General features: G+C 67.2%; 19 protein-coding genes, 1 rRNA gene and 1 riboswitch. Of the genes, 14 read left to right on the plus strand and 6 right to left on the minus strand.

The annotated features are described in order from the left end of the window. Positions 1-14 precede the first annotated feature (14 nt). The 4 genes from pedF to GV068_RS06640 form a co-directional block, all read right to left on the minus strand. Positions 15-479, minus strand: a complete 465-nt coding sequence (gene pedF, locus GV068_RS06625) for a cytochrome c-550 PedF (protein ID WP_159696581.1) — start codon at positions 477-479, stop codon at positions 15-17. Between the two features lie 122 nt (positions 480-601). Continuing rightward, positions 602-2092 (minus strand): DUF3482 domain-containing protein, encoded by a 1491-nt coding sequence (locus GV068_RS06630; RefSeq protein ID WP_159696582.1) that lies wholly within the window; start codon positions 2090-2092, stop codon positions 602-604. Continuing rightward, positions 2089-3570 (minus strand): DUF2868 domain-containing protein, encoded by a 1482-nt coding sequence (locus GV068_RS06635; RefSeq protein ID WP_159696583.1) that lies wholly within the window; start codon positions 3568-3570, stop codon positions 2089-2091. Before GV068_RS06635 ends, GV068_RS06630 begins: the two co-directional genes overlap by 4 nt. Positions 3571-3716: 146 nt before the next feature. Then, the gene (locus tag GV068_RS06640; RefSeq protein WP_159696584.1) at positions 3717-4160 is read right to left on the minus strand and encodes a hypothetical protein; all 444 of its coding nucleotides are present in this window, start codon (positions 4158-4160) and stop codon (positions 3717-3719) included. A gap of 215 nt (positions 4161-4375) precedes the next feature. Here GV068_RS06640 and GV068_RS06645 point away from each other — a divergent pair, with 215 nt between their 5' ends. Next, a complete protein-coding gene (locus GV068_RS06645) occupies positions 4376-5593 on the plus strand; it encodes a M20/M25/M40 family metallo-hydrolase (RefSeq protein ID WP_229463812.1) in 1218 nt (405 codons plus the stop codon). Between the two features lie 62 nt (positions 5594-5655). Here the strand turns inward: GV068_RS06645 and rrf are convergent. Continuing rightward, positions 5656-5768: ribosomal RNA gene (gene rrf / locus GV068_RS06650) — 5S ribosomal RNA — on the minus strand. A gap of 446 nt (positions 5769-6214) precedes the next feature. On the opposite strand from rrf, the gene cobT reads away from it, so the two are divergent. The 13 genes from cobT (at position 6215) to GV068_RS06715 (ending at position 19258) form a co-directional block, all read left to right on the plus strand. Then, complete coding sequence (gene cobT, locus GV068_RS06655; protein ID WP_159696585.1) at positions 6215-7249, plus strand: nicotinate-nucleotide--dimethylbenzimidazole phosphoribosyltransferase; 1035 nt, start codon at positions 6215-6217, stop codon at positions 7247-7249. Positions 7250-7253: 4 nt separating this feature from the next. Further along, on the plus strand, positions 7254-8033 hold the full coding sequence (locus GV068_RS06660; RefSeq protein WP_159696586.1) for an adenosylcobinamide-GDP ribazoletransferase: 780 nt from the start codon (positions 7254-7256) through the stop codon (positions 8031-8033). Positions 8034-8037: 4 nt separating this feature from the next. Next, on the plus strand, positions 8038-8571 hold the full coding sequence (locus tag GV068_RS06665) for a histidine phosphatase family protein (RefSeq protein WP_159696587.1): 534 nt from the start codon (positions 8038-8040) through the stop codon (positions 8569-8571). 19 nt (positions 8572-8590) lie between these two features. Further along, a riboswitch (cobalamin riboswitch) is annotated at positions 8591-8822 on the plus strand. 67 nt (positions 8823-8889) lie between these two features. Then, positions 8890-10731: a TonB-dependent receptor domain-containing protein gene (locus GV068_RS06670; protein ID WP_159696588.1), complete on the plus strand. Its 1842-nt coding sequence runs from the start codon at positions 8890-8892 to the stop codon at positions 10729-10731. Between the two features lie 17 nt (positions 10732-10748). After that, positions 10749-11771, plus strand: coding sequence for an iron ABC transporter permease (locus tag GV068_RS06675; RefSeq protein ID WP_159696589.1), 1023 nt, complete (start codon positions 10749-10751; stop codon positions 11769-11771). A gap of 1 nt (position 11772) precedes the next feature. Then, positions 11773-12546, plus strand: a complete 774-nt coding sequence (locus GV068_RS06680; RefSeq protein ID WP_159696590.1) for an ABC transporter ATP-binding protein — start codon at positions 11773-11775, stop codon at positions 12544-12546. Further along, entirely contained in the window at positions 12543-13160 is a 618-nt protein-coding gene (gene cobO, locus GV068_RS06685; RefSeq protein ID WP_159696591.1) for a cob(I)yrinic acid a,c-diamide adenosyltransferase, read from the plus strand. Before GV068_RS06680 ends, cobO begins: the two co-directional genes overlap by 4 nt. Further along, positions 13160-14461 carry a cobyrinate a,c-diamide synthase gene (locus tag GV068_RS06690; protein WP_159696592.1) on the plus strand — a complete coding sequence of 434 codons (1302 nt, stop codon included), beginning with the start codon at positions 13160-13162 and terminating at the stop codon, positions 14459-14461. Before cobO ends, GV068_RS06690 begins: the two co-directional genes overlap by 1 nt. Then, the gene (gene cobU, locus GV068_RS06695; protein WP_159696593.1) at positions 14458-15018 is read left to right on the plus strand and encodes a bifunctional adenosylcobinamide kinase/adenosylcobinamide-phosphate guanylyltransferase; all 561 of its coding nucleotides are present in this window, start codon (positions 14458-14460) and stop codon (positions 15016-15018) included. The genes GV068_RS06690 and cobU overlap by 4 nt, the downstream gene beginning before the upstream one ends. Next, on the plus strand, positions 15012-15947 hold the full coding sequence (gene cbiB / locus GV068_RS06700; RefSeq protein ID WP_159696594.1) for an adenosylcobinamide-phosphate synthase CbiB: 936 nt from the start codon (positions 15012-15014) through the stop codon (positions 15945-15947). Before cobU ends, cbiB begins: the two co-directional genes overlap by 7 nt. Next, a complete protein-coding gene (gene cobD / locus GV068_RS06705; RefSeq protein WP_159696595.1) occupies positions 15940-16920 on the plus strand; it encodes a threonine-phosphate decarboxylase CobD in 981 nt (326 codons plus the stop codon). Before cbiB ends, cobD begins: the two co-directional genes overlap by 8 nt. Next, positions 16917-17786: a cobalamin-binding protein gene (locus GV068_RS06710; RefSeq protein ID WP_159696596.1), complete on the plus strand. Its 870-nt coding sequence runs from the start codon at positions 16917-16919 to the stop codon at positions 17784-17786. Before cobD ends, GV068_RS06710 begins: the two co-directional genes overlap by 4 nt. Further along, positions 17783-19258, plus strand: coding sequence for a cobyric acid synthase (locus tag GV068_RS06715; protein WP_159696597.1), 1476 nt, complete (start codon positions 17783-17785; stop codon positions 19256-19258). Before GV068_RS06710 ends, GV068_RS06715 begins: the two co-directional genes overlap by 4 nt. On the opposite strand, the gene GV068_RS06720 is transcribed toward GV068_RS06715, so the two are convergent. Beyond that, positions 19252-20559, minus strand: a complete 1308-nt coding sequence (locus GV068_RS06720) for a metallophosphoesterase (RefSeq protein WP_159696598.1) — start codon at positions 20557-20559, stop codon at positions 19252-19254. The genes GV068_RS06715 and GV068_RS06720 overlap by 7 nt on opposite strands. Between the last annotated feature and the right edge of the window lie 327 nt (positions 20560-20886).

The following is a 20886-nucleotide window of genomic DNA, read 5'->3' on the forward strand; positions in this document are numbered from 1 at the left end:
CCGGTCCTCCCGAATCAATTGGCTTCGCGGCGCGAGTCGAGGTAGGTCTTGATGGCCCACATCGCTTCCTGGTTGAACACGCCCTCGAAGGGCGGCATGTACACCGCGCCGTTGCGCACTTTGCCCTTACGGACGCTGGCGAGATAGTATTCGTCCATCTCCTTGAAGCAGGCAGCCTTTTTGGCCGCATTCTTCTGGGTGACGCAGTCTTTGTCGAGCTGGCGCAGGTCCGGCGCAATGCCGCCCGAGACGGCTTCCAGGCCATGGCAGCGCGCGCAGTTCTGGTTGTATGCGGAGGTGCCGACTTTCAAAGCCTGCGGATGGCCGCGGTAGGGGTTCTCGTCGCGCCACTTGTCGCCCAGCGGGGGCAGGCTGCGGGTATCGACCGCCTGTGGCGTGACCGGGCCATGGGCGACGGCGGACAAGGAAGCGATGGACAATGCAGCTGCGCCCAGAAGAACGCGGATCGGGTATTTCATGTTGTCTCCTGCTGGTTATGAATCTTGTACTCCAGCAGGAGCAATTGGCATGCCACCGCCTGGCACGGGGCCGGACGGCTTGTGCTGTTCCAGAATGGAACAGGTGTCACATCATGTCTTGTTCACCTGGACGGTGGTGGCACAGGCGAGGGCACGGCGAGCGCGACGCCCGGATACAGCCTGGCCAGCGTGGCATCGGTAACAGGCACGAGCACCGCTTCCACCAGCTTCGCAGCGGCGGCGTCGTCCGGTGCGGCGCGCACCGCCTGCCACAGCTGCGCGTGCGCGGCGGCGCGTTCTGCCAGCGACTTTTCCACCTCCGCCTGCCAGAAAGCCGGCGCTTCGCCTTCCACCCAGTTGCCGCGCCCGCGGCCGAAGTGCGCCACCGCCAGGTAGCGCAGCACCGCGCTGCTCAGGAGCGACTCGAGGAAGGGATCGGCGAACTGCACGCTCGGCTTGCTGCGATCCAGCCGCTGGTTGAAGCCCCAGGCCGCACCGGCCATCGTCAGCCCGCCGACCAGGGCGCCGAGCAGCGCGCCCGCTCCCATGGTCAGGCCGCCCGCCATCAGGTCGGCCGACAGTCCGGTCGCCGCACCCGACACCACCGCCCCGAGCAGGCCGGCCTGCGCCTTGTCCACCGGTGCGCGCACCGCGAAGTGGTCGCGTACGCGCGCATTGATCGCCAGCGCCTCGCCCGGGTCGACCCGGTACAGGGCCAGCATGCGCGCGGTGGCGCCGTTGATGCGGGCATTCAGGCGCTCGACCAGCGCCGCCATCGCGAGCTCCTGCCTGCGCTGTTCGTCCTTGCCCAGGCCAACCGCCTTGAGCGCGCTGCGCAGCATGCTGCGCCCTTCTTCCGCGATCGGCTCCTCGTCGCGCGCGGCGGCGGCCAGCTGTTCGGCCGAGACCCGCAGGGCGCTGGCGTAACGCTGGCGGTTGGCAGCCGACCAGGATTCCAGCAGGCGCGCATAGCCGGGCCGCTTGTCCTCGTCGATCAGGCGCCCGATCGCTTCGTAGAACACGTGTTCATGCACCCAGCAGCGGGCGAAGGCATCCAGCGGCAGCACGTCCTTCACCACCGGGAACCGGGCCAGGTGCTGGCGCCAGCGCTGCTGTTCCTGCGATTCCTCGCTGCCCGGGCGCGGTGGGCCCATCTGGTTGAGCAGTACGGCCACCGGTTTGCCCAGCCACTCGAGGATCTTCATCTCCGACGGCAGGTAGCCGGCGTCCTGCGGCGACTCGGACGAGTTGACCAGGTAGAGGATGACGTCCGCCTCTTCCTTGGCCGCGCGCAGCGCCTGCTGGCTGAGCCAGAACGGGCGGTCGCGGTAGCGATCGAACACCTCGCGCAGGAACCAGCCGATCGGATTGCCCGACATCGCCAGGCGCTTGAGGAGCCGCACCGAATCGCCGAAGCCTGGCGTATCCCACAGCACGAGGGTATCTCCCGCTTCGCTCGACTGCAGCAGGTGCGCTTCGGCGAACTGCGTCACGTGGGCGGCGTCGCGCACCTCGCCGACGTCCATGCCCACCAGGGTGCGCGCCAGCGTGGTCTTGCCGTTGTTGGTGTGCGAGACCAGGGCGAACTGGATCTTGACTGCATCCTCCTTCATCGCAGCTCCGGCAGGGTGAGTCCGGCGCCGAGTTCGATCGGATACTTGTCGGGCTGGAGCAGGTTGACGAAGGTGGCCGAGGTGCCGTGGAAGCTGCAGAACTGGCGCCACAGCGCAGTGCGTTCGGCCACGCGCGCGGCATTGCCCTGCTGTTCGCCGATGCGTTCGACCAGCGGCGACTCGTCCACCAGCACCGCGACGCCGCGGCGCACGCGCTTTCCGAGGTAGTCGAGGAAGGCGCCATGGTTTTCCTTCTCGGGCGTGGCGGCTAGGCTGAACAGGACCGCGGTGACCGTGACGCCCGGCTCGTCGAGCGCCGTATCGTGCAGGACTTCCTTGGGCTCGATGCCATAGGGAGCCGTCGGGCGCAGCTGGACACGCGCCTGCGTGCCGAGCGCACTGGCCGCGATCGCCCACAGGCCACGGTCGCGCGCTTCGTCGAGCGTGTAGCTGTAGGGGAGCACGCGCAGCAGCGCAGGCGTGCCGGCGCCGATGCTGTCGGCCAGCTTGCGGTAATAGGGCTGGTCGAGGTCGAGGGGGAAGCGGCGCGCCAGGCGGCGCGCGCGCAACGTGGCAAGGCCGGCGAGCACGAGGCGCGGCAGCACCACGAGCAGCAGCAGCGTCGCGCCGTACAGGTGCACCCAGCGCGCGCCGCTCGCGGCGGTGACGGTGCGGCCGTAGCGCAGCTGTTCGATCTCGGCCAGCGAGAAACCCTGCAAAAACGGGAAGGCGTTCATCGCAGGCATGAACAGCCAGGACAGCAGGGTGTGGACCTGGCGGCCGTCGAGGAAGGTGCTCTCCCAGCCGACCACGTACTGGTTCAGCAGGCCGCGCGCGTACAGCGACGCGATGGCGCCCAGCGCAAAGCAGGCGGCGGCGAGGTGGATCGTGCGACTCAGGCGCGCGCGGGTCAGGGGTTCGCTCAACGCGGCCCATTCGGCCATGAAGGCGGTCAGGCCCTTGGCCATCGGTGCCGGCAGCTTGCGCGGCACCACGGCCTTGCCGACGCTCAGGCGGCGCAGCAGGTTCGGGCCCGCCCAGCCGTGGCGCTTGCCAGGCACCAGCGCCCACACCAGCATGCCCAGGTAAACCAGCAGGTTCCAGCCGATGATCAGGAGGAAGGGAGCGGACAGCAGGTCGACACGGTGCGGATCGGCGATGCGGTCGATGACGGCGCCCGAGACGAAGGCCAGGAAGGGCAGGGCCAGCCACACAGCGCCCAGTCCCAGCCTGCGTTTGGCGAAAGCGGCGAAAGCCGGCGAACGCTCGCCGAGGCGCTTGATGATCTGTTCGGAGCGCTGCTGCAGGAAGTGATGCTGGGTGACGGCGGTCTTGCTGTCGGCAGCCTGCCAGGCCGCGAGTTCCTTCGCGCTGCGGCTTGCATACTTGCGATCGTCGTCGCTCAACACCTCATGATTCGCATCGGCGGATTCGATGGCGCGCACAAGCACGACGTTGCGTGCGACCTGTTCGTTCATGCTTCTCCTGTCATGGTTGAAATGGCAATGCCGACAGCTGCATTGTGCCCCAGATTCGGACAGGAGACGGTAGCTGCGCTTGTCGCGGCCCTCAGCAGGCGTAAAAAAACCCGGGAGACCCGGGCTGCGATGTCATGCGCCGGCGTTCAGCTGCCGGGGTTCTTCTTGTTGCGTTTGCTGCCGAAGTCCGAAGCGGGCAGGTCCGGCCGTCCCTGCAAGCCCTTGGCGCCGCCGTGGCCAGAATCCGATTGCTGGGAACCGGAGTGCTGGTATTGCTCGATGCCGCCCTGGCCGGACTGCTGGACTTCGCCCAGGCGATCCTGTTCGGCCTGTGCCTGCATGCGCTGGCCGCGCTGGCGTGCACTCCATCCTCCGCCTTGCGAACCGCCGATCCCGCCGCGCTGGTTGCTGCCGAGATCCGATTGTTGCGACCCGGTGTTAGCCATCGGGAAAGGTGATTCGGGGCCGCCGCGCATCACGGCGCCGGGCGCCCGTGTCTGCCTGCTGCCCTCGGCAACCGGCACGCCTTTCGGCTTGTGGATGCCGCCCGAACGGTTGTCGCCACCCAAGCTTTTTTCCTTCGATTTCATGATTCCTCCTTCGCTTCGCTGAACCAATGGACCGATCATGCGCGCCGAAACAATGACGCTGTATAGGAGGAGACTCCGAGCCAGCGTAGGAATCACCGTACGATTACCGTTCAGCTAAGGAAGGAGTTCCTTGGATGCTGGAACATTGAGAAACTGCAAGTGAAGGTCCGGTGTCAGCGCTAGCATTTTTGCTCGCATTGCCAAAAGGAACGATGATGAGATCCCGTCTGCTTCAGTTCTGTCTGCTGTTCACCCTATGTCTCAGCCTTGCCGACACGACGGGCGCGCCGGCCAAACGCCGGGCCTGGATCACGGTGGGCGACGCCGCCTTCCGGCAGGTACAGACCGCGGCTCCCGGCGCGGTGTCCATCGCCAGCCGCGAAGTGCGCACGGCCGGCGCCGCGGAAAAAGTGCACGCCGTCGTCATCGATGAAAGCCGGCTCCCCGCGGTCTCGGGTGCGATCCACGAACGCCTCGGACAATGCGGCGGCTTCATGTACCACGCCAGTGAAGCGGAGGCGCGCAGCGCCTTGACGCTGCGCCGCGCGAGCGTGTCAACGCCGGCCTACGCGATCGACCAGCGTGAGGTGGTCGAGCCGATGCTCGCCGGTATGCAGGAAACAAACATCGAGTCGACGATCCTGGCCTTGAGTGCATTCACGAACCGCTACTACGCGAGCCAGACCGGCGTGGACGCAGCGAACTGGCTGACGTCGACCTGGCGCGAACTGGCTGCGGGTCGCGATAACATCACGGTCGCGCAGGTCGTGCACAAGGACTACCCGCAACCCTCCGTCACCGTGACGATCGCCGGCACCGACCTGGCCGATGAAAAGCTCGTGGTCGGCGCCCACCTCGATTCCATCCTTAGCTTTCGCATGAGCAACACGGCGCGTGCGCCCGGCGCCGACGATGATGCGTCCGGCGTCGCGAGCATAACAGAAGCGCTGCGCGCCCTGATCGCGAGCGGCTACCGGCCGCGCCGGACCATCTACCTGGTCGCCTATGCAGCGGAAGAAGTTGGATTGCGCGGATCGCAGGAGATCGCACGCCAGTTCAGGCAGGCGGGCCAGAAGGTGGCGGGGGTGCTCCAGCTCGACATGACCAACTACAAAGGCACAGCCAATGACATCTACCTGATCAGTGACTACACGAACAGCCAGCAGAACGCGTTCCTTGCCCAGTTGGCAGCCGCCTACCTCCCTGGGCTGAAAGTCGCTTACGAAAAGTGCGGCTACGCCTGCTCGGACCACGCCAGCTGGGATGCGCAGGGCTATCCCGCATCGCTGCCTTTCGAATCAACGCTGGCGCGCGACAACCCGCACATCCACACAGCGAAAGACACCTTGGAGAACTCCGGCGCACAAACTGCTCACGCATTGAAATTCGCGCGCCTGGCAGCAGCTTATATGGTCGAGCTCTCGAGCAAATAACAAATCTGGCGCCCAAAGCAAAAAACCCCACCGGTTCACCGGTGGGGTTTTTCTTATAACTAGCCTGACGATAACCTACTTTCACACTGGTTGCAGCACTATCATCGGCGCAAAGTCGTTTCACGGTCCTGTTCGGGATGGGAAGGGGTGGGACCGACTTGCTATGGTCATCAGGCTTTGACTTGTCATGAAACTTGACCACACGGTCAAACTTCACCAATCCGGAAGAAGTANGCTACCGAGTCGCTCACTCAAGATACTGACCGTCATCCCATTGCTGAGACAACGCTTAATACTTTTGTGAACATTTGATAATTTAAGTAATCACTGACCGAAGCCAGTGGCACCTTCATCAAACGCCCACACTTATCGACTGTTGATTGTTAAAGAACTTCGTATTCTGTCTCTTACTATCGCTGCGAAGCGTTGTGTTCGTCAGCAGCAGAGAAGCGAGATTATGCGGTGTTCTGCGTTCATCGTCAAGCCCCTCTTTTCCTTCGCTGTCGCTGCTGTATCAGCTGCGTCGGCGTCGGAGGAACGAGACTATAGCAAACGCCGGCGCGACTTACAACGCCTGCGACTATGCTATCGTCGCGTTTTTTCCACCTTATCTTTCCGGCAATGCACCTCCCTTACATTGCACCGACCGCTGACGCGGTTCTGTCGCAGGCCCTGCTCGACGCTATCAATAACAAGACGAAGCCCTTGGGTAGCCTGGGCCGCCTGGAGACACTTGCGGCCCAGCTCGGCCTGATCCAGCGCACGACGCGGGTCCGGATCGCGGATCCTGCCATCCTGGTATTCGCGGGTGATCACGGCGTGGTCGCGGAGGGCGTATCGGCCTATCCGCAGGACGTGACCTGGCAGATGGTGGAGAACTTCCTCGCCGACGGCGCCGCCATCAATGTGTTCGCACGCCAGAACGGCTGCGCGCTGCACGTCGTCGATGCGGGCGTGAATCACGTCTTCGGCGAGCGCCCCGGACTGCTCGACCGCAAGGTGGCGCCGGGCACGCGCAACTTCGCTGTCGAAGCCGCGATGACCCGCGCCCAGCTGGAGACAGCGCTCGAACAGGGCATGGCCCTGGTGCGCGACCTGCCCGGCACCGTGGTCGGTTTCGGCGAAATGGGCATCGGTAACACGACCGCCGCCGCGGCGATCATGCACAAGCTCACCGGGCTGCCGCTGTCGGAATGCGTCGGCGCCGGCACCGGCCTCTCCGCGGAAGGCATCCAGCGCAAGCAGCAGGTCATCGCAGCCGCCGTCGCCCGCCACACCGACATCACGGATCCGCTCGACGTGCTGGCGACCTTCGGCGGCTTCGAGATCGCCATGATGGCCGGCGCCATGCTGAAGGCCGCGGAACTGCGCAAGGTGCTGCTGATCGACGGCTTCATCGTGACCAGCGCCTTGCTCGTTGCCGCGCGCCTGCAGCCGGCCATTCTCGACTACTGCGTGTTCGCCCACTGCTCCAACGAAAACGGCCACCGCCTGATGCTGGAAGCGCTCGGCGCCGAGCCGCTGCTGCAGCTCGGCTTGCGCCTCGGCGAAGGCACCGGCAGCGCCCTTGCCCTGCCCCTTCTCCATGCGGCCGCTAACTTCCTGAACGAGATGGCGACCTTCGCCTCCGCGCAGGTCAGCACCAGCGCGCAATAAGACGATGCAACAGCTGCGCCTGTTCTTCATTGCGGTCCAGTTCTTCACGCGCCTGCCGATCCCGCGCTGGGTCGGCTTCGAGCAGGAGTGGCTGCACCACGCCTCGCGCTACTTCCCGCTGGTCGGCCTCGTGGTCGGCGCGATCGGCGCCGGCGTGTATGCTGCGGCGGCACTCGTCTTCCCCGCCGCGGTCGCGGCAGTGCTCTCGACCGCAGCGACCATCTACGCCACCGGCGCCTTCCACGAAGACGGCTTCGCCGACACCTGCGATGGACTCGGCGGCGGCATGACGCGCGAGCGGGTGCTCGAGATCATGAAGGATTCGCGTGTCGGCGCCTATGGCGCGATCGGCGTCGTGGGTATCCTGGCCGCGAAGTGCACGACGCTGGCGATGCTGCCGCCCCAAAGTGCCATCGGCGCGCTGCTGCTCGCCCATCCGCTGTCGCGGCTGGCCGCGACCTCGCTCATCTGGCGCATGGAATACGCGCGCGCGGAAGGCAAGGCCAAACCACTGGCGGAGCGCATGACGACGGCGGAATTTGGCATCGCGTCGTTCACTGTCGCGATCACTGCGATCATCCTGCTGGCCTGGGGCGTGCTTGACCTGCGCGCGGTGCTGGCGGCCCTTCTCGCGAGTGCCTTCGCCACCTGGTGGCTGGCCCGCAAATTCGCCCGCCGCATCGGCGGCTATACCGGCGATTGCCTCGGCGCCGTGCAGCAGCTGGCCGAAGCCGTGATCTACCTCGCCGTGCTGGCCACGCTCGGCCATGGCGCCATGGCTTGAACCAATGGAACTGGCTCTTGTGCGCCACCCGCAACCGGACATCGCGCCCGGCATCTGCTACGGCAGGACCGACGTTTCGACATCTATCGAAGCGATCGACCGGGTCGCCGCCAGCCTGCGCGCTGCCGGCCTGCCCGGCAGCCTGCCTGTCTACGCCAGTCCGCTCGCACGCTGCGCGCTGCTGGCGGCCGCACTCGATGTCCCGGTCACCTTCGACGCGCGCCTGGCCGAGATGGACTTCGGCGCCTGGGAGATGCAGTCATGGGATGCGATCCCGCGCGCCGAAATCGACGCCTGGGCTGCCGACCTGCTGCACTACCGTCCCGGCGGAGGCGAGAACGTGCTCGAGGTGGCGCGCCGCGTCGCCGCATTCCGCCAGGAGCTGCAGCAGCCTGCGGCCCTCGTCATCTGCCACGCCGGCACCATCCGCCTGCTGTCCGCACTGGGCAAAGGCGGCAGCATCGAACAGGCCGCGTTACGCGCCGCCTCCAGCGCCCACCGCATCGCCTACGGCGAAGTCATCGTGCTGAAAGACTGACAACACGCGACGTCCGTGCGTATAATGGCGGCGTTTTGGTGCTCGCGGTCGTGTTCACGACCGCAGTTAAACGGGAAACACGAAGCCCTTCAACAAGGCCAACGTGTGCTGCCCCCGCAACGGTAAGCAAGTACCGCGCATGATCGCTCAAGCGCGGCAAACCGTCTTCCATGACCACTGTGCGAACGCATGGGAAGGTCGGACGGCCAAACTTGCCAGCCCGGATACCGGCCAAAAGGTGGAAGCGTGCCATTCGCGCGCTTCTGTTCAATCTGGCCTACGGGGACGTCGGCTGGTTGTCTTTGATGTGAACTATTCATGAACTTTCCTGTAACACGGCAAGCGGCCGCGCGCTCGCTCGCATCCGCGCTCGCACTGGCTTTCGCTACCCCTGCCTTCGCCCAGACCGCCGACACCGTGGTCGTCACCGCCAACCGCATGCCGCAGCGCGCGGTCGACGTGATCGCCGATACCACCGTCATCCACGCCGACGAGATCGCGCGTTCCGGCGCCGGCTCCGTCGCCGACGTGCTGCGCCGCCAGCGCGGCATCGAGATCACCCGCAACGGCAGCGCCGGCGCCTCCACCAGCGTGTTCCTGCGCGGCGCCAACAGCAACCAGGTCGTGGTGCTGCTCGACGGCGTGCGCATCGGCTCCTCCACCAGCGGTGTCGCCTCGTGGAACGCGGTGCCGCTCGGCGCCATCGAGCGCATCGAAGTCGTCTACGGCCCGCTCAGCACCCTGTATGGCGCCGACGCGATCGGCGGCGTGATCCAGATCTTCACCCGCAAGGGCGAAGGCGCACCGGTCGTCAGCGGCTCGGCGGGCGTGGGCAGCAACGCCACGCGCCAGCTTGACGCCAGCGTGCATGGCGCGGCCAATGCCTTGCGCTACGCCTTCAGCGCCGGCCACGAAGAGTCGGACGGCTTCTCGGCCACTCGCCCGGGCGCCTTCGGTTTCAATCCGGACGAAGACGGCTACCGCCGTCGCAACGCCAACGGGCAGCTGTCGTATGCGCTGACCGCTAAACACGAAATCGGCGTGCAATTCCTGCACAGCGACCTGCGCGCGCAGTACGACAGCGGCAGCGGGCCCTACGATGTCAACAACAAGCAGGACCTGAACACCGCGGCGGTCTACGTGGCCAGCCAATTCACGGCCAACTGGCGCTCTACCCTGCAGTTTGCGCGTTCCGACGACAAGCTGGGCAGCTTCACCAGCGCCGCGGCATCCGGCGCCAGCCAGATCGACACGCAGCAGGATGAGCTGACCTGGCAGAACAGCATCGCGCTCGGCCCCGACACCCTGCAGCTGCTCTACAGCCACCGCAAGGAAGAAGTCGAATCCAGCTCCACCGCCGACCTGTCGCGCAGCCGCAGCACCAATTCCTACGCGGCCAGCTATTCGGCCAAGCGCGACAGCCACCTGTTCGATGTCAGCGCGCGACACGACCGCTCGGTCTACGGCAACAGGAACACCGGCGCCGCCGGTTATGGCTACAACTTCGGCAACGGGCTGCGCGCTACCGCCAGCATCGGCTCGAGCTTCCGCGCACCGACCTTCAACGAGCTGTACTACCCCGGCTACGGCCTGCCGACCAACCGCCCGGAAAAAGGCCGCAACGTCGAAGCCGGCCTGCGCTACGACGCCGGCAGCGTCCAGTTCGACGCCACGTACTTCCGCAACCGCCTGACCGACATGATTGTCTCCGCCACCCCATGCCCGGGCCGCGCCGGCAGCTGCGCCTACAACGTCAACGAAGCCAAGCTGGAAGGCCTCACGCTGGCGGCTCAGGCGCGCGTCGCCGGCGTCAACCTGCGCGGCAGCCTGGACTGGCAGGATCCGACCGACGAGACCACCGGCAAGCAGCTGGCGCGCCGCGCGAAGAAGCACGCCAGCTTCAACGCCGACAGCAGCTGGGGCAGGCTCAAGGCCGGCGCCGAACTGCAGTTGTCGGGCGAGCGCTTCGACGACGCCGCCAACCGTAACCGCCTGGGTGGCTACGGCCTGCTCAACCTGTACACTACCTGGCAGCTGACGCCAGATGTGTCGGTGCTGCTCCGCCTCGACAACGTCGCGGACAAGCGGTACGAGCTGGCGCGTAATTACGGCACCAGCGGACGCACCTGGTTCGCCGCCCTGCGCTACGGCATCCGCTGAAGCCTACGAGGAGACGCATGCATCACCCACTTCACCCGCAGCGCCAGCGCGCCACGCTCGTCATCGGCGTGCTGCTGCTGTGCGCCGTCGCCAGCCTGCTGTTCGCCGGCATGACGGGCTCGATCGCCGTGCCGCTGGCCGAGATGCCGGACGCGCTGCGCCAGCTGGCGCACGGCGAAGCCGGCACGCTGGCCGCCTCGCTGCTCGAGCTGCGCGCCAGCCGCGCGCTGACGGCTTTCGTCACCGGCGGCGCACTGGCTCTGGCGGGCGTGATGATGCAGGCGCTGCTGCGCAACCCGCTGGCCGATCCCTACGTGCTCGGCATCTCGGCGGGGGCCTCGGTCGGCGCCCTCCTCGCCCTGCTCCTGATGGCAACCGCGGTCGTGGTCGACCTCGCCGCGCTGGCCGGCGCGGTCGGGGTGTCGATGCTGCTCTACCTGCTGGCGCGGCGCGACCTGCGCGGCGGGCTCGCGCTTGAAAGCGGCACCTCGATGCTGCTGCTGACCGGCGTGATCCTGTCCTCGGCCTGCATGGCCCTGGTGACCCTGATGCTGTCGATCGCGCCGGAAGGGCGCCTGCGCAGCATGATCTTCTGGATGATTGGCGACCTCGCCGGCGCCCCGCTGCGCCTGGCGCCCTGGGTGGTGCTCGGCGCGGCCCTGCTGTACGCCCTGCGCAGCGCGCGCGCCATGAACGTGGTCGCGCTGCACGCGGAGGCCGCCGCCACACTGGGCGTGCGCGTCGGCCGGCTGCGCAAGGGCCTGTTCTTCGTGTCCGGCGTACTGACCGCCAGCGCCGTCACCAGCGCCGGCTCGGTCGGTTTCGTCGGGCTGATCGTGCCGCATGCCTGCCGCTTTGCCTTCGGCCCGGACCACCGGGTCCTGATCCCGGCGGCGGTGCTGGCCGGCGGCAGCTTCCTGGTGCTGTGCGATACGCTCGCGCGCACCATCATCGCGCCCCAGCAGCTGCCGGTCGGCGCGATCACTGCGATCATCGGCGCGCCGGTGTTCCTCTACCAGCTGCACCGCCTGAGGAAATGAGATGATCCGGACCGAATTCCTCGACCTGAAAGTCGGCAGCCGCACCCTGGTGCGCCAGCTCGACTGGGCCGCCCGTCCCGGCGAATGCTGGAGCATCATCGGCCGCAACGGCGCCGGCAAGAGCACGCTGCTGCGTACCCTGGCCGGCCTGCACCGTCCCGACGGTGGCGCCGTGCTGGTCGGCGGCCGCCCCTTAGATGCCTGGGCGCCGGAAGAGCTGGCGCGCCAGCGGGCCTTCCTGGCCCAGTCGCGCCACGATGCGTTTTCGTACAGCGTGATCGAAACCGTGCTGTCGGCGCGCCATCCCTACCACGCCGAGCGTTACTGGGAAGGCAGCGACGACCACCAGGTGGCGATGCGCGCGCTGGCGGACATGGAGGTGAGCGAGCTGGCCGGCCGGGACGTCCGCACGCTCTCCGGCGGCGAGCGCCAGCGCGTGGCGATCGCCGCGCTGCTGGCCCAGGAAACCCAGCTCCTGCTGCTGGACGAACCGGCCAATGCGCTCGACCTGGCGCACCAGGTCAGCGTCATGGCCCTGCTGGCCAAACTGTGCCGCGAGCAGGGCAAGACCGTGGTCATGATCGGCCACGACCTGAACCTGGCTTACCGCATCTCGACCCACGCGCTGCTCTTGAATGGCGACGGCCGCTGGCAGGCCGGCCCAGTCGAGGACACCATGCAGCCGGCGCTGCTGGGCGACTACCTCGGCCACCCGATCGACATGATCGAGCACGGCGGCCGCCGCATTTTCCTACCCTTCGAGGCCACACCATGAACCAGGACGACATCGAGGCATTGAACGAGCGCCACCGCCAGCGCATGGAACGCAAGAAGGCCGTCATCGACGCCAAGATCGCGGCCGCCGACAAGCAGATCGGCATCATCATCGTCAATACCGGCAACGGCAAGGGCAAGAGCTCGAGCGCCTTCGGGATGGTGATGCGCGCCCTCGGCCACGGCATGAAGGTGGGCGTGGTCCAGTTCATCAAAGGCGCCATGTCCACCGGCGAGGAAAAATTCCTGCGCCGCTTTCCGGAGGAGGTCAGCTTCCATGCGATGGGCGAAGGCTATACCTGGGAGACCCAGGACCGCGAGCGCGACATCGCCAAGGCCAGCGAAGCCTGGGAGCAGGCCAGACGCTTCCTGAACGACCCGAGCTACAGCATGGTGGTGCTGGACGAACTGAACATCGCCCTCAAATACCGCTACCTGGACGTGCACACCGTGATCGCCGACCTGCTCGACCGCCCGGTCATGCAGCACGTGGTGGTCACCGGACGCGCGGCGCCGCCGGAACTGGTGGCGGTGGCCGACACGGTCACCGAAATGAACGTGGTCAAGCACGCCTTCAAGGCGGGCATCGTGGCCCAGGCCGGGACGGAGTGGTGATGAACCGCGATGCGGGTGCGCGCGCCGTGCTGGTGGCGGCGATGGCGTCAAGCCAGGGCAAGACCAGCGTCACCGCCGCGCTGGCGCGCAAACTGCTGCGCCAGGGCCTGCGCGTGCGGGTATTCAAGTGCGGGCCGGACTTCATCGACCCGATGCTGCTCGAACGTGCCTCCGGCGCGCCGGTCCATACACTCGACCTGTGGATGGTCGGCGTCGAGGAATGCCGGCGGCGCCTGCATGACGCCGCGCGTGAATGCGATGCGATCCTGATCGAGGGCGTGATGGGCCTGTACGACGGCACACCCTCGACCGCCGACCTGGCGCGCGAGTTCGGCGTGCCGGTGCTGGCGGTGATCGACGCCTCGGCGATGGCACAGACCGTCGGCGCGGTGGCGCGCGGATTGCGCGACTACGGCCCCGTACAGCTGGCCGGTGTGGTGGCCAACCGCATCGCGAGCGAGGGCCATGCCGCCATGGTGGCGTCTTCGCTGCGCGATATCCCGCTGGTCGGCTGGCTGGCGCGCCAGGACAGGCCGCTGCCGGAGCGGCATCTTGGCCTGGTCCTGCCCGGCGAAGTGGACGGCCTGGAGGCGCTGCTCGACCGGCTGGCGGACGGGCTGCACTTCAACGAGGATGCCTGGAATGCCTTGCCCCTGATGCCCCAGTCGGCGCCCGAATGGCAGGAAGTCGACCGCCTGCTCGACGGCCGCACCATCGCCATCGCCCGCGACGCCGCCTTCTGCTTCCTCTACCCGGCCAACCTCGACCTGCTGCAGAAGATGGGCGTAAGCCTGCGCTACTTTTCGCCGCTGGCAGACGAGCCGGTGCCGCATGACGCGGACGGCGTGTTCCTGCCCGGCGGGTATCCGGAGCTGCACTGCGCGGCCTTGAGTAAAGCCGGCCAGTGGCAAGCCTCGATCCGTGAGGCGCATGCGCGCGGCGTACCGATCCTGGCCGAATGCGGCGGCATGATGGCGATCGCCGATGGCCTGACCGACAAGGAGGGCCAGCGCTGGCCGATGGCCGGGCTGCTGCCGGGCGAAGTGCGCATGCAGGCGCGCCTGGCCGGCCTCGGCGCCCATGCCCGGCCGACAGAACAGGGGCCGGTACGCGGCCACACCTTTCACTACTCGCTGCTGGATACGCCGGTGCCGGCCGAGTCCCACACCATCAAGACCGGCAACGGCGCCCAGGGCGAAGCCGTGTACCGCATCGGATCGCTCACCGCCTCCTACTTCCACGCCTACTTTCCCTCCAACCCGCCAGCCATCGCCGCCGCGTTCGGCGGAGACGCGCCGTGAGCGCCACCCTGGTGCTGGGCGGCGCGCGCTCGGGCAAGAGCGCCTATGCCGAGCGGCTGGCGACAGAATCCGGCAAGGAGGTCGTGTACGTCGCCACCTCGCGCGCGGGCGATGCGGAGATGGCGGCGCGCATTGCGCACCATCGCGACCGCCGCCCAGCCGCATGGAAAACCGTCGAAGAAGAACTGGCCCTGGCCGCGGCGCTGCGCACACACTGCGCGCCCCAGCGGCTGGTGCTGGTCGATTGCCTGACCCTGTGGCTCAGCAACCTGATGTTTTGCGACGGCCGCAGCTGGCCGGACGTGGGCGAGGTAGCGCTGCCGGAGCGCTTCCACCAGGAGCGCGCGGCCCTGCTCGACCTGCTCGACGCCGGTGTCGAAGGCGAGATCGTGTTCGTCTCGAATGAAGTCGGCATGGGCATCGTACCCTGGGGCGCGGTGTCGCGCTGCTTCGCCGACGAGGCGGGCCGGCTGAACCAGGGGGTGGCGGCGCGCGCGCAGCGCGCCGTATTCGTGGCCGCCGGCCTGCCACTCGTGCTGAAAGGGGCCGCATGCTGAGCGGACTGTCGCTGGCGCAGCTCGCCGTCCTGCTGGTCGCGGGCGTCGTGCTTGACCTGCTGCTGGGCGAACCGCGCTGCTGGCATCCGCTGGTGGGCTTCGGGCGGCTGGCGAACGCCCTCGAGCATCGGCTGAACCGCGGCAAGCTGCGCTTTCCGCGTGGTCTGCTGGCCTGGACCCTCGCCGTGCTGCCCCTCACCGCCTTGGCCTGGCTGGCTACGGAATACGCCGGCCTCTGGCTGCATGCGGTACTGCTATATGCCTGCATCGGCCTGCGCAGCCTGCGCGACCATACGATGCCGATCGTCGACGCATTGCGCGCGGGAGACCTGGCCACGGCGCGCACGCGCACCTCGTGGATCGTCAGCCGCGATACCGGCCAAGCCCAGGAAGCCGACCTGGCCAAGGCCGGGGCCGAGTCGCTGCTGGAGAACGGCAACGATGCGGTATTCGGCACCCTGTTCTGGTTCCTGCTGGCGGGCGGAGCGGGCGCCGTGCTGTTCCGGCTCGCGAACACGCTCGACGCGATGTGGGGCTACCGTAACGAGCAATTCAATCTGTTTGGCCGTACTGCCGCGCGCATCGACGACGTGCTGAACTATGTGCCGGCGCGGCTGACCGCGCTGTCCTATGTCCTGCTGGCCGGCGCCGGACGCGCCCGCGCCTGGCAATGCTGGCGCACGCAGGCGTCTGCCTGGAGCAGCCCGAACGCGGGGCCGGTGATGGCCAGCGGCGCCGGTGCGTTAGGGGTGTCGCTGGGCGGCGCCGCCATCTATGACGGACAACTGGAACAGCGTCCCCTGCTCGGTACGGGCCCGGCAGCCGGCGCGGCCGACATCGTGCGCGCCTGGCGCCTGGTGCTGCGCACGACCTTCCTCTGGCTCGGCCTGGTCTGCGCACTGGCAATCGCGTGGGGGCTGCATGCTTGAACATGGCGGTAACCTGCGCGACGCCGCACGCCTGTATGGGCGCGAGGACTGGATCGACCTGTCGACCGGCATCAACCCGCACGGCTTCCCCGCGCCCGCGCTGTCACCCGACGCCTGGCACCGCCTTCCCGAACCGGATCCGACACTGGTGGCCGCGGCCTGCGCCTACTATGGCGCGCCCGACCTCTTGCCGGTGGCCGGCACCCAGGCTGCGATCCAGGCGCTGCCGCGATTGCGCGGCCCATCGCGCGTCACGGTCTCTGCGCCCTCCTATGCCGAGCATGCACATGCGTGGGACAAGCACGGCCACGTGCGCCGGCTCGCCGCGTATGCGGACCTGGACTGCGCGGTCGACGCCAGCGACGTGGTCGTGGTGGTCAACCCGAACAACCCGACCGGCGCGACGATCGCCCCCGAACGCCTGCTCGCCTGGGCCGCGCACCTCGGTGCGCGCGGCGGCTGGCTGGTGGTGGACGAGGCCTTCGGCGACACGGACCCAGGCCTGAGCGTCGCCGCGCATGCGGGGCAGCCCGGCTTGATCGTGCTTCGCTCGGTCGGCAAGTTCTTCGGCCTCGCAGGGCTGCGGCTGGGGTTCGTCGGCGCCGACGCGGCCACGCTGCGGGCGCTCGCCGACCTGCTGGGGCCGTGGGCGGTAAGCGGGCCGGCGCAGGCGGTGGCTTTGCAGGCCCTGCGCGACAGCGCGTGGCAGCAGGCCACTTTCGACCGGCTGCAGGCATCCGGCCGGCGCATGCGTGAACTGCTGGCGGCGCACGGTATCCGGGCGACGGGTACGCCGCTGTTCCACTGGTGGGCGGAGGCACAGCCGGAAGCTTTTCATACCTTCATGGCACGCCGCGGCATCTGGTGCCGGCTGTTCAGTGAGGCCGGCCGCGGCATTCGCATCGGGCTGCCGGCAAGCGAACCGGAATGGCAACGGCTAACAACGGCACTTCAAGAATGGAGCAATCGATGAAACGGATGGTCATGCTGGCGGCTGCGCTGCTAGCGCCGCTGGCGAACGCAGTCACGGTACGCGACGACGCGGGTAACGCGATCACCCTCGACAAGCCTGCGATGCGCGTGATCTCGATGGCGCCGCACGTCACCGAAACGCTGTTCGCGGCCGGCGGCGGCAGCCGCATCGTCGGCGCGGTGAACTACAGCGACTATCCGGAGGCGGCCAAGAGCATCCCCCGCATCGGCTCGAACCGCGAAGTCGACCTGGAACGCATCATCAGCCTCAAGCCCGACCTGATCGTCGCCTGGATGCACAACAGCTCCGAGCGGCAGATCGAGATGGTGCGCAAGCTCGGCATCCCCGTGTTCCTCAGCGATCCGCAGACGCTCGACGGGATTCCGGAAAACGTCATGCGCCTCGGCCAGCTGATGGGGACGGACGCGGTGGCCGCTTCCACTGCGGCGGAGCTGCGCAAGCAGCTGGCCAATCTGCGTACGCGTTATGCGGGGCGGCCGCCGGTGCGCACCTTCTACCAGGTGTGGGACAAGCCGCTATACACGCTCAGCGGCAGGCACATCATCACCGATGCGCTGCGCCTGTGCGGCGGCGAAAACATCTTCGACAAGCTGGCGGTGACCGCGCCAATCGTGTCGATCGAGGCCGTGCTGCAGGCCGATCCGGAAGCGGTGTTCGGCACCGCCGAGAAGAACTATGGCGGCGTGAGCCTGTGGAAGCCCTACGCCACCCTGAGTGCGACCCGCAACGACAACCTGTTCACGGTCGACGGCAACCTGCTCAATCGCGCAGGGCCACGCATGATCGCCGGCACCGCCGTCCTGTGCGACAAGCTCGAGCTGGCGCGCCAGCACCGAACCAAATGAACGGTCTCCCCTTCCGTACCCTGATGGTGCAGGGCACGACCTCGGATGCGGGCAAGAGCACGCTGGTGGCCGCGCTGTGCCGCCTGCTCCATCGCCGGGGCGTGCGAGTGGCGCCGTTCAAGCCGCAGAACATGGCGCTCAACAGCGCGGTGACGCGCGACGGCGGCGAAATCGGCCGCGCCCAGGCACTGCAGGCGGTGGCTGCCGGGCTGGAACCCCACACCGACATGAACCCGGTGCTGCTCAAGCCATCGAGCGACACCGGCGCCCAGGTGATCATCCACGGCCGCGTGCGCGCCGAGATGAATGCGCGCGACTACCACCAGTACAAGAGCGTGGCGATGGGTGCGGTTCTGGAGTCGCACGCGCGGCTGCTGGCGCAGTATGACGCGGTGGTGGTCGAGGGCGCGGGGAGTCCGGCCGAGATCAACCTGCGCGACCGCGACATCGCCAACATGGGATTCGCGGAAGCGGTTGATTGTCCTGTCATCCTGGTGGCGGACATCGACCGCGGCGGCGTGTTCGCCCATATCGTCGGCACGCTGGCCTGCCTGTCGGAGTCCGAACGCGGGCGGATCATCGGCTTCGTGATCAACCGCTTCCGCGGCGACATCAAGCTGCTCGAGCCAGGGCTGGACTGGCTGGAGCAGCAGACCGGTAAGCCCGTGCTAGGTGTGCTGCCTTATCTACACGGCATGTACCTGGATGCCGAGGACGCGGTGCAGCCGGCGCAAGCCAGCCGGGGACACTTTCGCGTCGTGGTTCCTAGCCTGCCGCGCATGAGCAACCACACCGATTTCGATGCCCTGCGCGCGCACCCCGAGGTGGACCTGCGCTTCGTGCGCGCGGGCGAAGCGATTCCGGCGGCCGACCTGATCATCCTCCCGGGCAGCAAGAACACCCGCGGCGACCTGGCGTGGCTGCAGTCGCAGGGCTGGCCGGCGCATCTGGCGCGTCACTTGCGCTACGGTGGCAAGCTGATTGGGATCTGCGGGGGCTTCCAGATGCTGGGGCGTTCGGTGGCGGATCCGCATGGGGTGGAGGCGGCTGCCGGCGTTTCGCAGGGACTTGGCCTGCTCGAACTCGACACCGAGCTGGCGCGCGAGAAGCGGCTGGCGCTTGTCAAGGGATGGGCCAGCATGCCGGATGGCGCGGGCTTTGCGCTGAGCGGCTACGAGATCCACATGGGCGTCTCACAGGGCGTGGCGCTGGACCGGCCTGCCTTCGTCATCGATGGCCGCAAGGAAGGCGCGTATTCGGAAGACGGTCAAATCCTGGGCACTTACCTGCACGGGGTGTTCGATCAGCCGGAAGCCGGCGCCGCGCTGCTGGCCTGGGCCGGACTGCGCACCGACCGGGTGGTCGATACCGGCGCGCTGCGCGAGGCCAGCATCGACCGGATCGCCGACGCGACCGCGCCGGTGCTCGACAGGCTGCTGTCGCACATGCGCGCGGACGGCGCCGCTCAGTAAGGCTGGGGAATCTGCGACAGCGCGTAGTTCGACGCGATCAAGCCGCGCAGCATGGTCAGGTCCTCTGCGGAGAACAGGCTGAATGGACGCGTGTAGCGCTGGCGGGAATGTTCGTTGAGCTGGCGCGGCACGCCGGTCGGCACCACAAGCGGTTCGCCGTTCCGTATCAGGAGCGCCTCGGCCCTGGCCTCGTCGCTGTTGACGTCGATTGCCCATACCCGGCCGTCGTGCAGCGCCGTGACCCGATCCACCAAGGTATGCCCAACCACGATCGTCTTCGCGCCGAAGTGCGCGAGCACGTCGCTGATCTGCGCGCTGGTGGCGCGTGAGAAGCGGTCCGCGCCATCCTCGAGATAGCCGCGGTACTGGGTCACACCTGCCGGCCCCACGACGGCGTCCAGTTCCGCCTTGTTCGGCATGTCGCCCATCCAGTAGCGCCGCATCGCACTATTCAGGTTATTCACGGTGAAGCCCGCATCCGCTACCAGCGGGTTTACCCCGCCGTGCGTGATCACAGTGCGGCCGGTCTTGATGATCACGGGCTGCAGGCGCAGCCAGTGACCGATCAGGGTATCCGGACCGAAGGCATCCACCTGGCCGCCCAGCCGAGTCAGTGCGTACAGGTGGTCGCGGTTGGCGCGTGAGGTGTTCCCGCGCAGCAGATACTGTTCGTGATTGCCGAGCACGAGGTGGACGGCGCCGCCGGCGTCCTGCGCCTGCAGGCTGAGTGCGTAGAGCCGCCACAGTACTGCGAACGCATCGCGGCCGCGGTCGACCGCGTCTCCGGCGATCACCAGGTGGTTGCGGCCATAGCTCCAGTTGCCGTCGGCATCAGTGACTTTCAGCGATGTCAGGGCCGCGTCGAGGAAGCGCGCGTTGCCTTCGATGTCGCTCAGGATGAGGGTGTCGGCCTGGGTGTCGAACACGGCATCCGGGACCCGCGGCGTACGCGAGACGGGGAACATGTGGCGCTTGCCGCCGCAGTCGATCGCCAGATCGGCGTCCGTGCTGGTCAGCCGTTCGACCTTGTCTTCGCAGAACCAGCGCGCGGTCCAGCGGCCGTCCGCATCCCTGCGAACGATGGGGCCGTCGAGGAAACCGGGCATCCTGACCTTGTCCCCGGTGCCGGCAAAGGTGTTGAAGCCCGCCGTGCCGACGCCGATGGGAACGAGCAGGCGCTTATGCGCACCGGATTGCGTGAGCTCGACGCTCGCATTGGCGAGCGCAATACCGAACGCGATGAGGAGCGCGGAAACGAGAATGAACATGCCGCGGACAAGATAAACACGCGTGTTTTTCATGGCTACATTGGCCAGGCAAGAAAACTCGCAGTGTAGCGCAGCAAAAGCGCTAGGGAACCAGAAGCAGGCGCAAATTTGTCATTACATGCGGTCCGGATACGGAGCGAGCCAAATCAGACACACAAAAGCAAAAAGCCCGCTCAGAGTGAAGATTCGCAGTGCGAATCTGAACGGAGCAGGCCTTTGCGCGCAAGCGCAAAAAGCCCCGCAGAGATCACTCTGCGGGGCTTTCGCATATAACTAGCCTGATGCATGTGTAAAGCATGCCGCCAGCGTTCAATCTGAGCCAGGATCAAACTCTTCAGTTCAATCTCTGTTTGTTGGCAT

Origin of the sequence: Massilia sp. 9I (genome assembly GCF_902506415.1) — a bacterium.
In the GTDB taxonomy this organism is placed as follows: domain Bacteria; phylum Pseudomonadota; class Gammaproteobacteria; order Burkholderiales; family Burkholderiaceae_D; genus Telluria.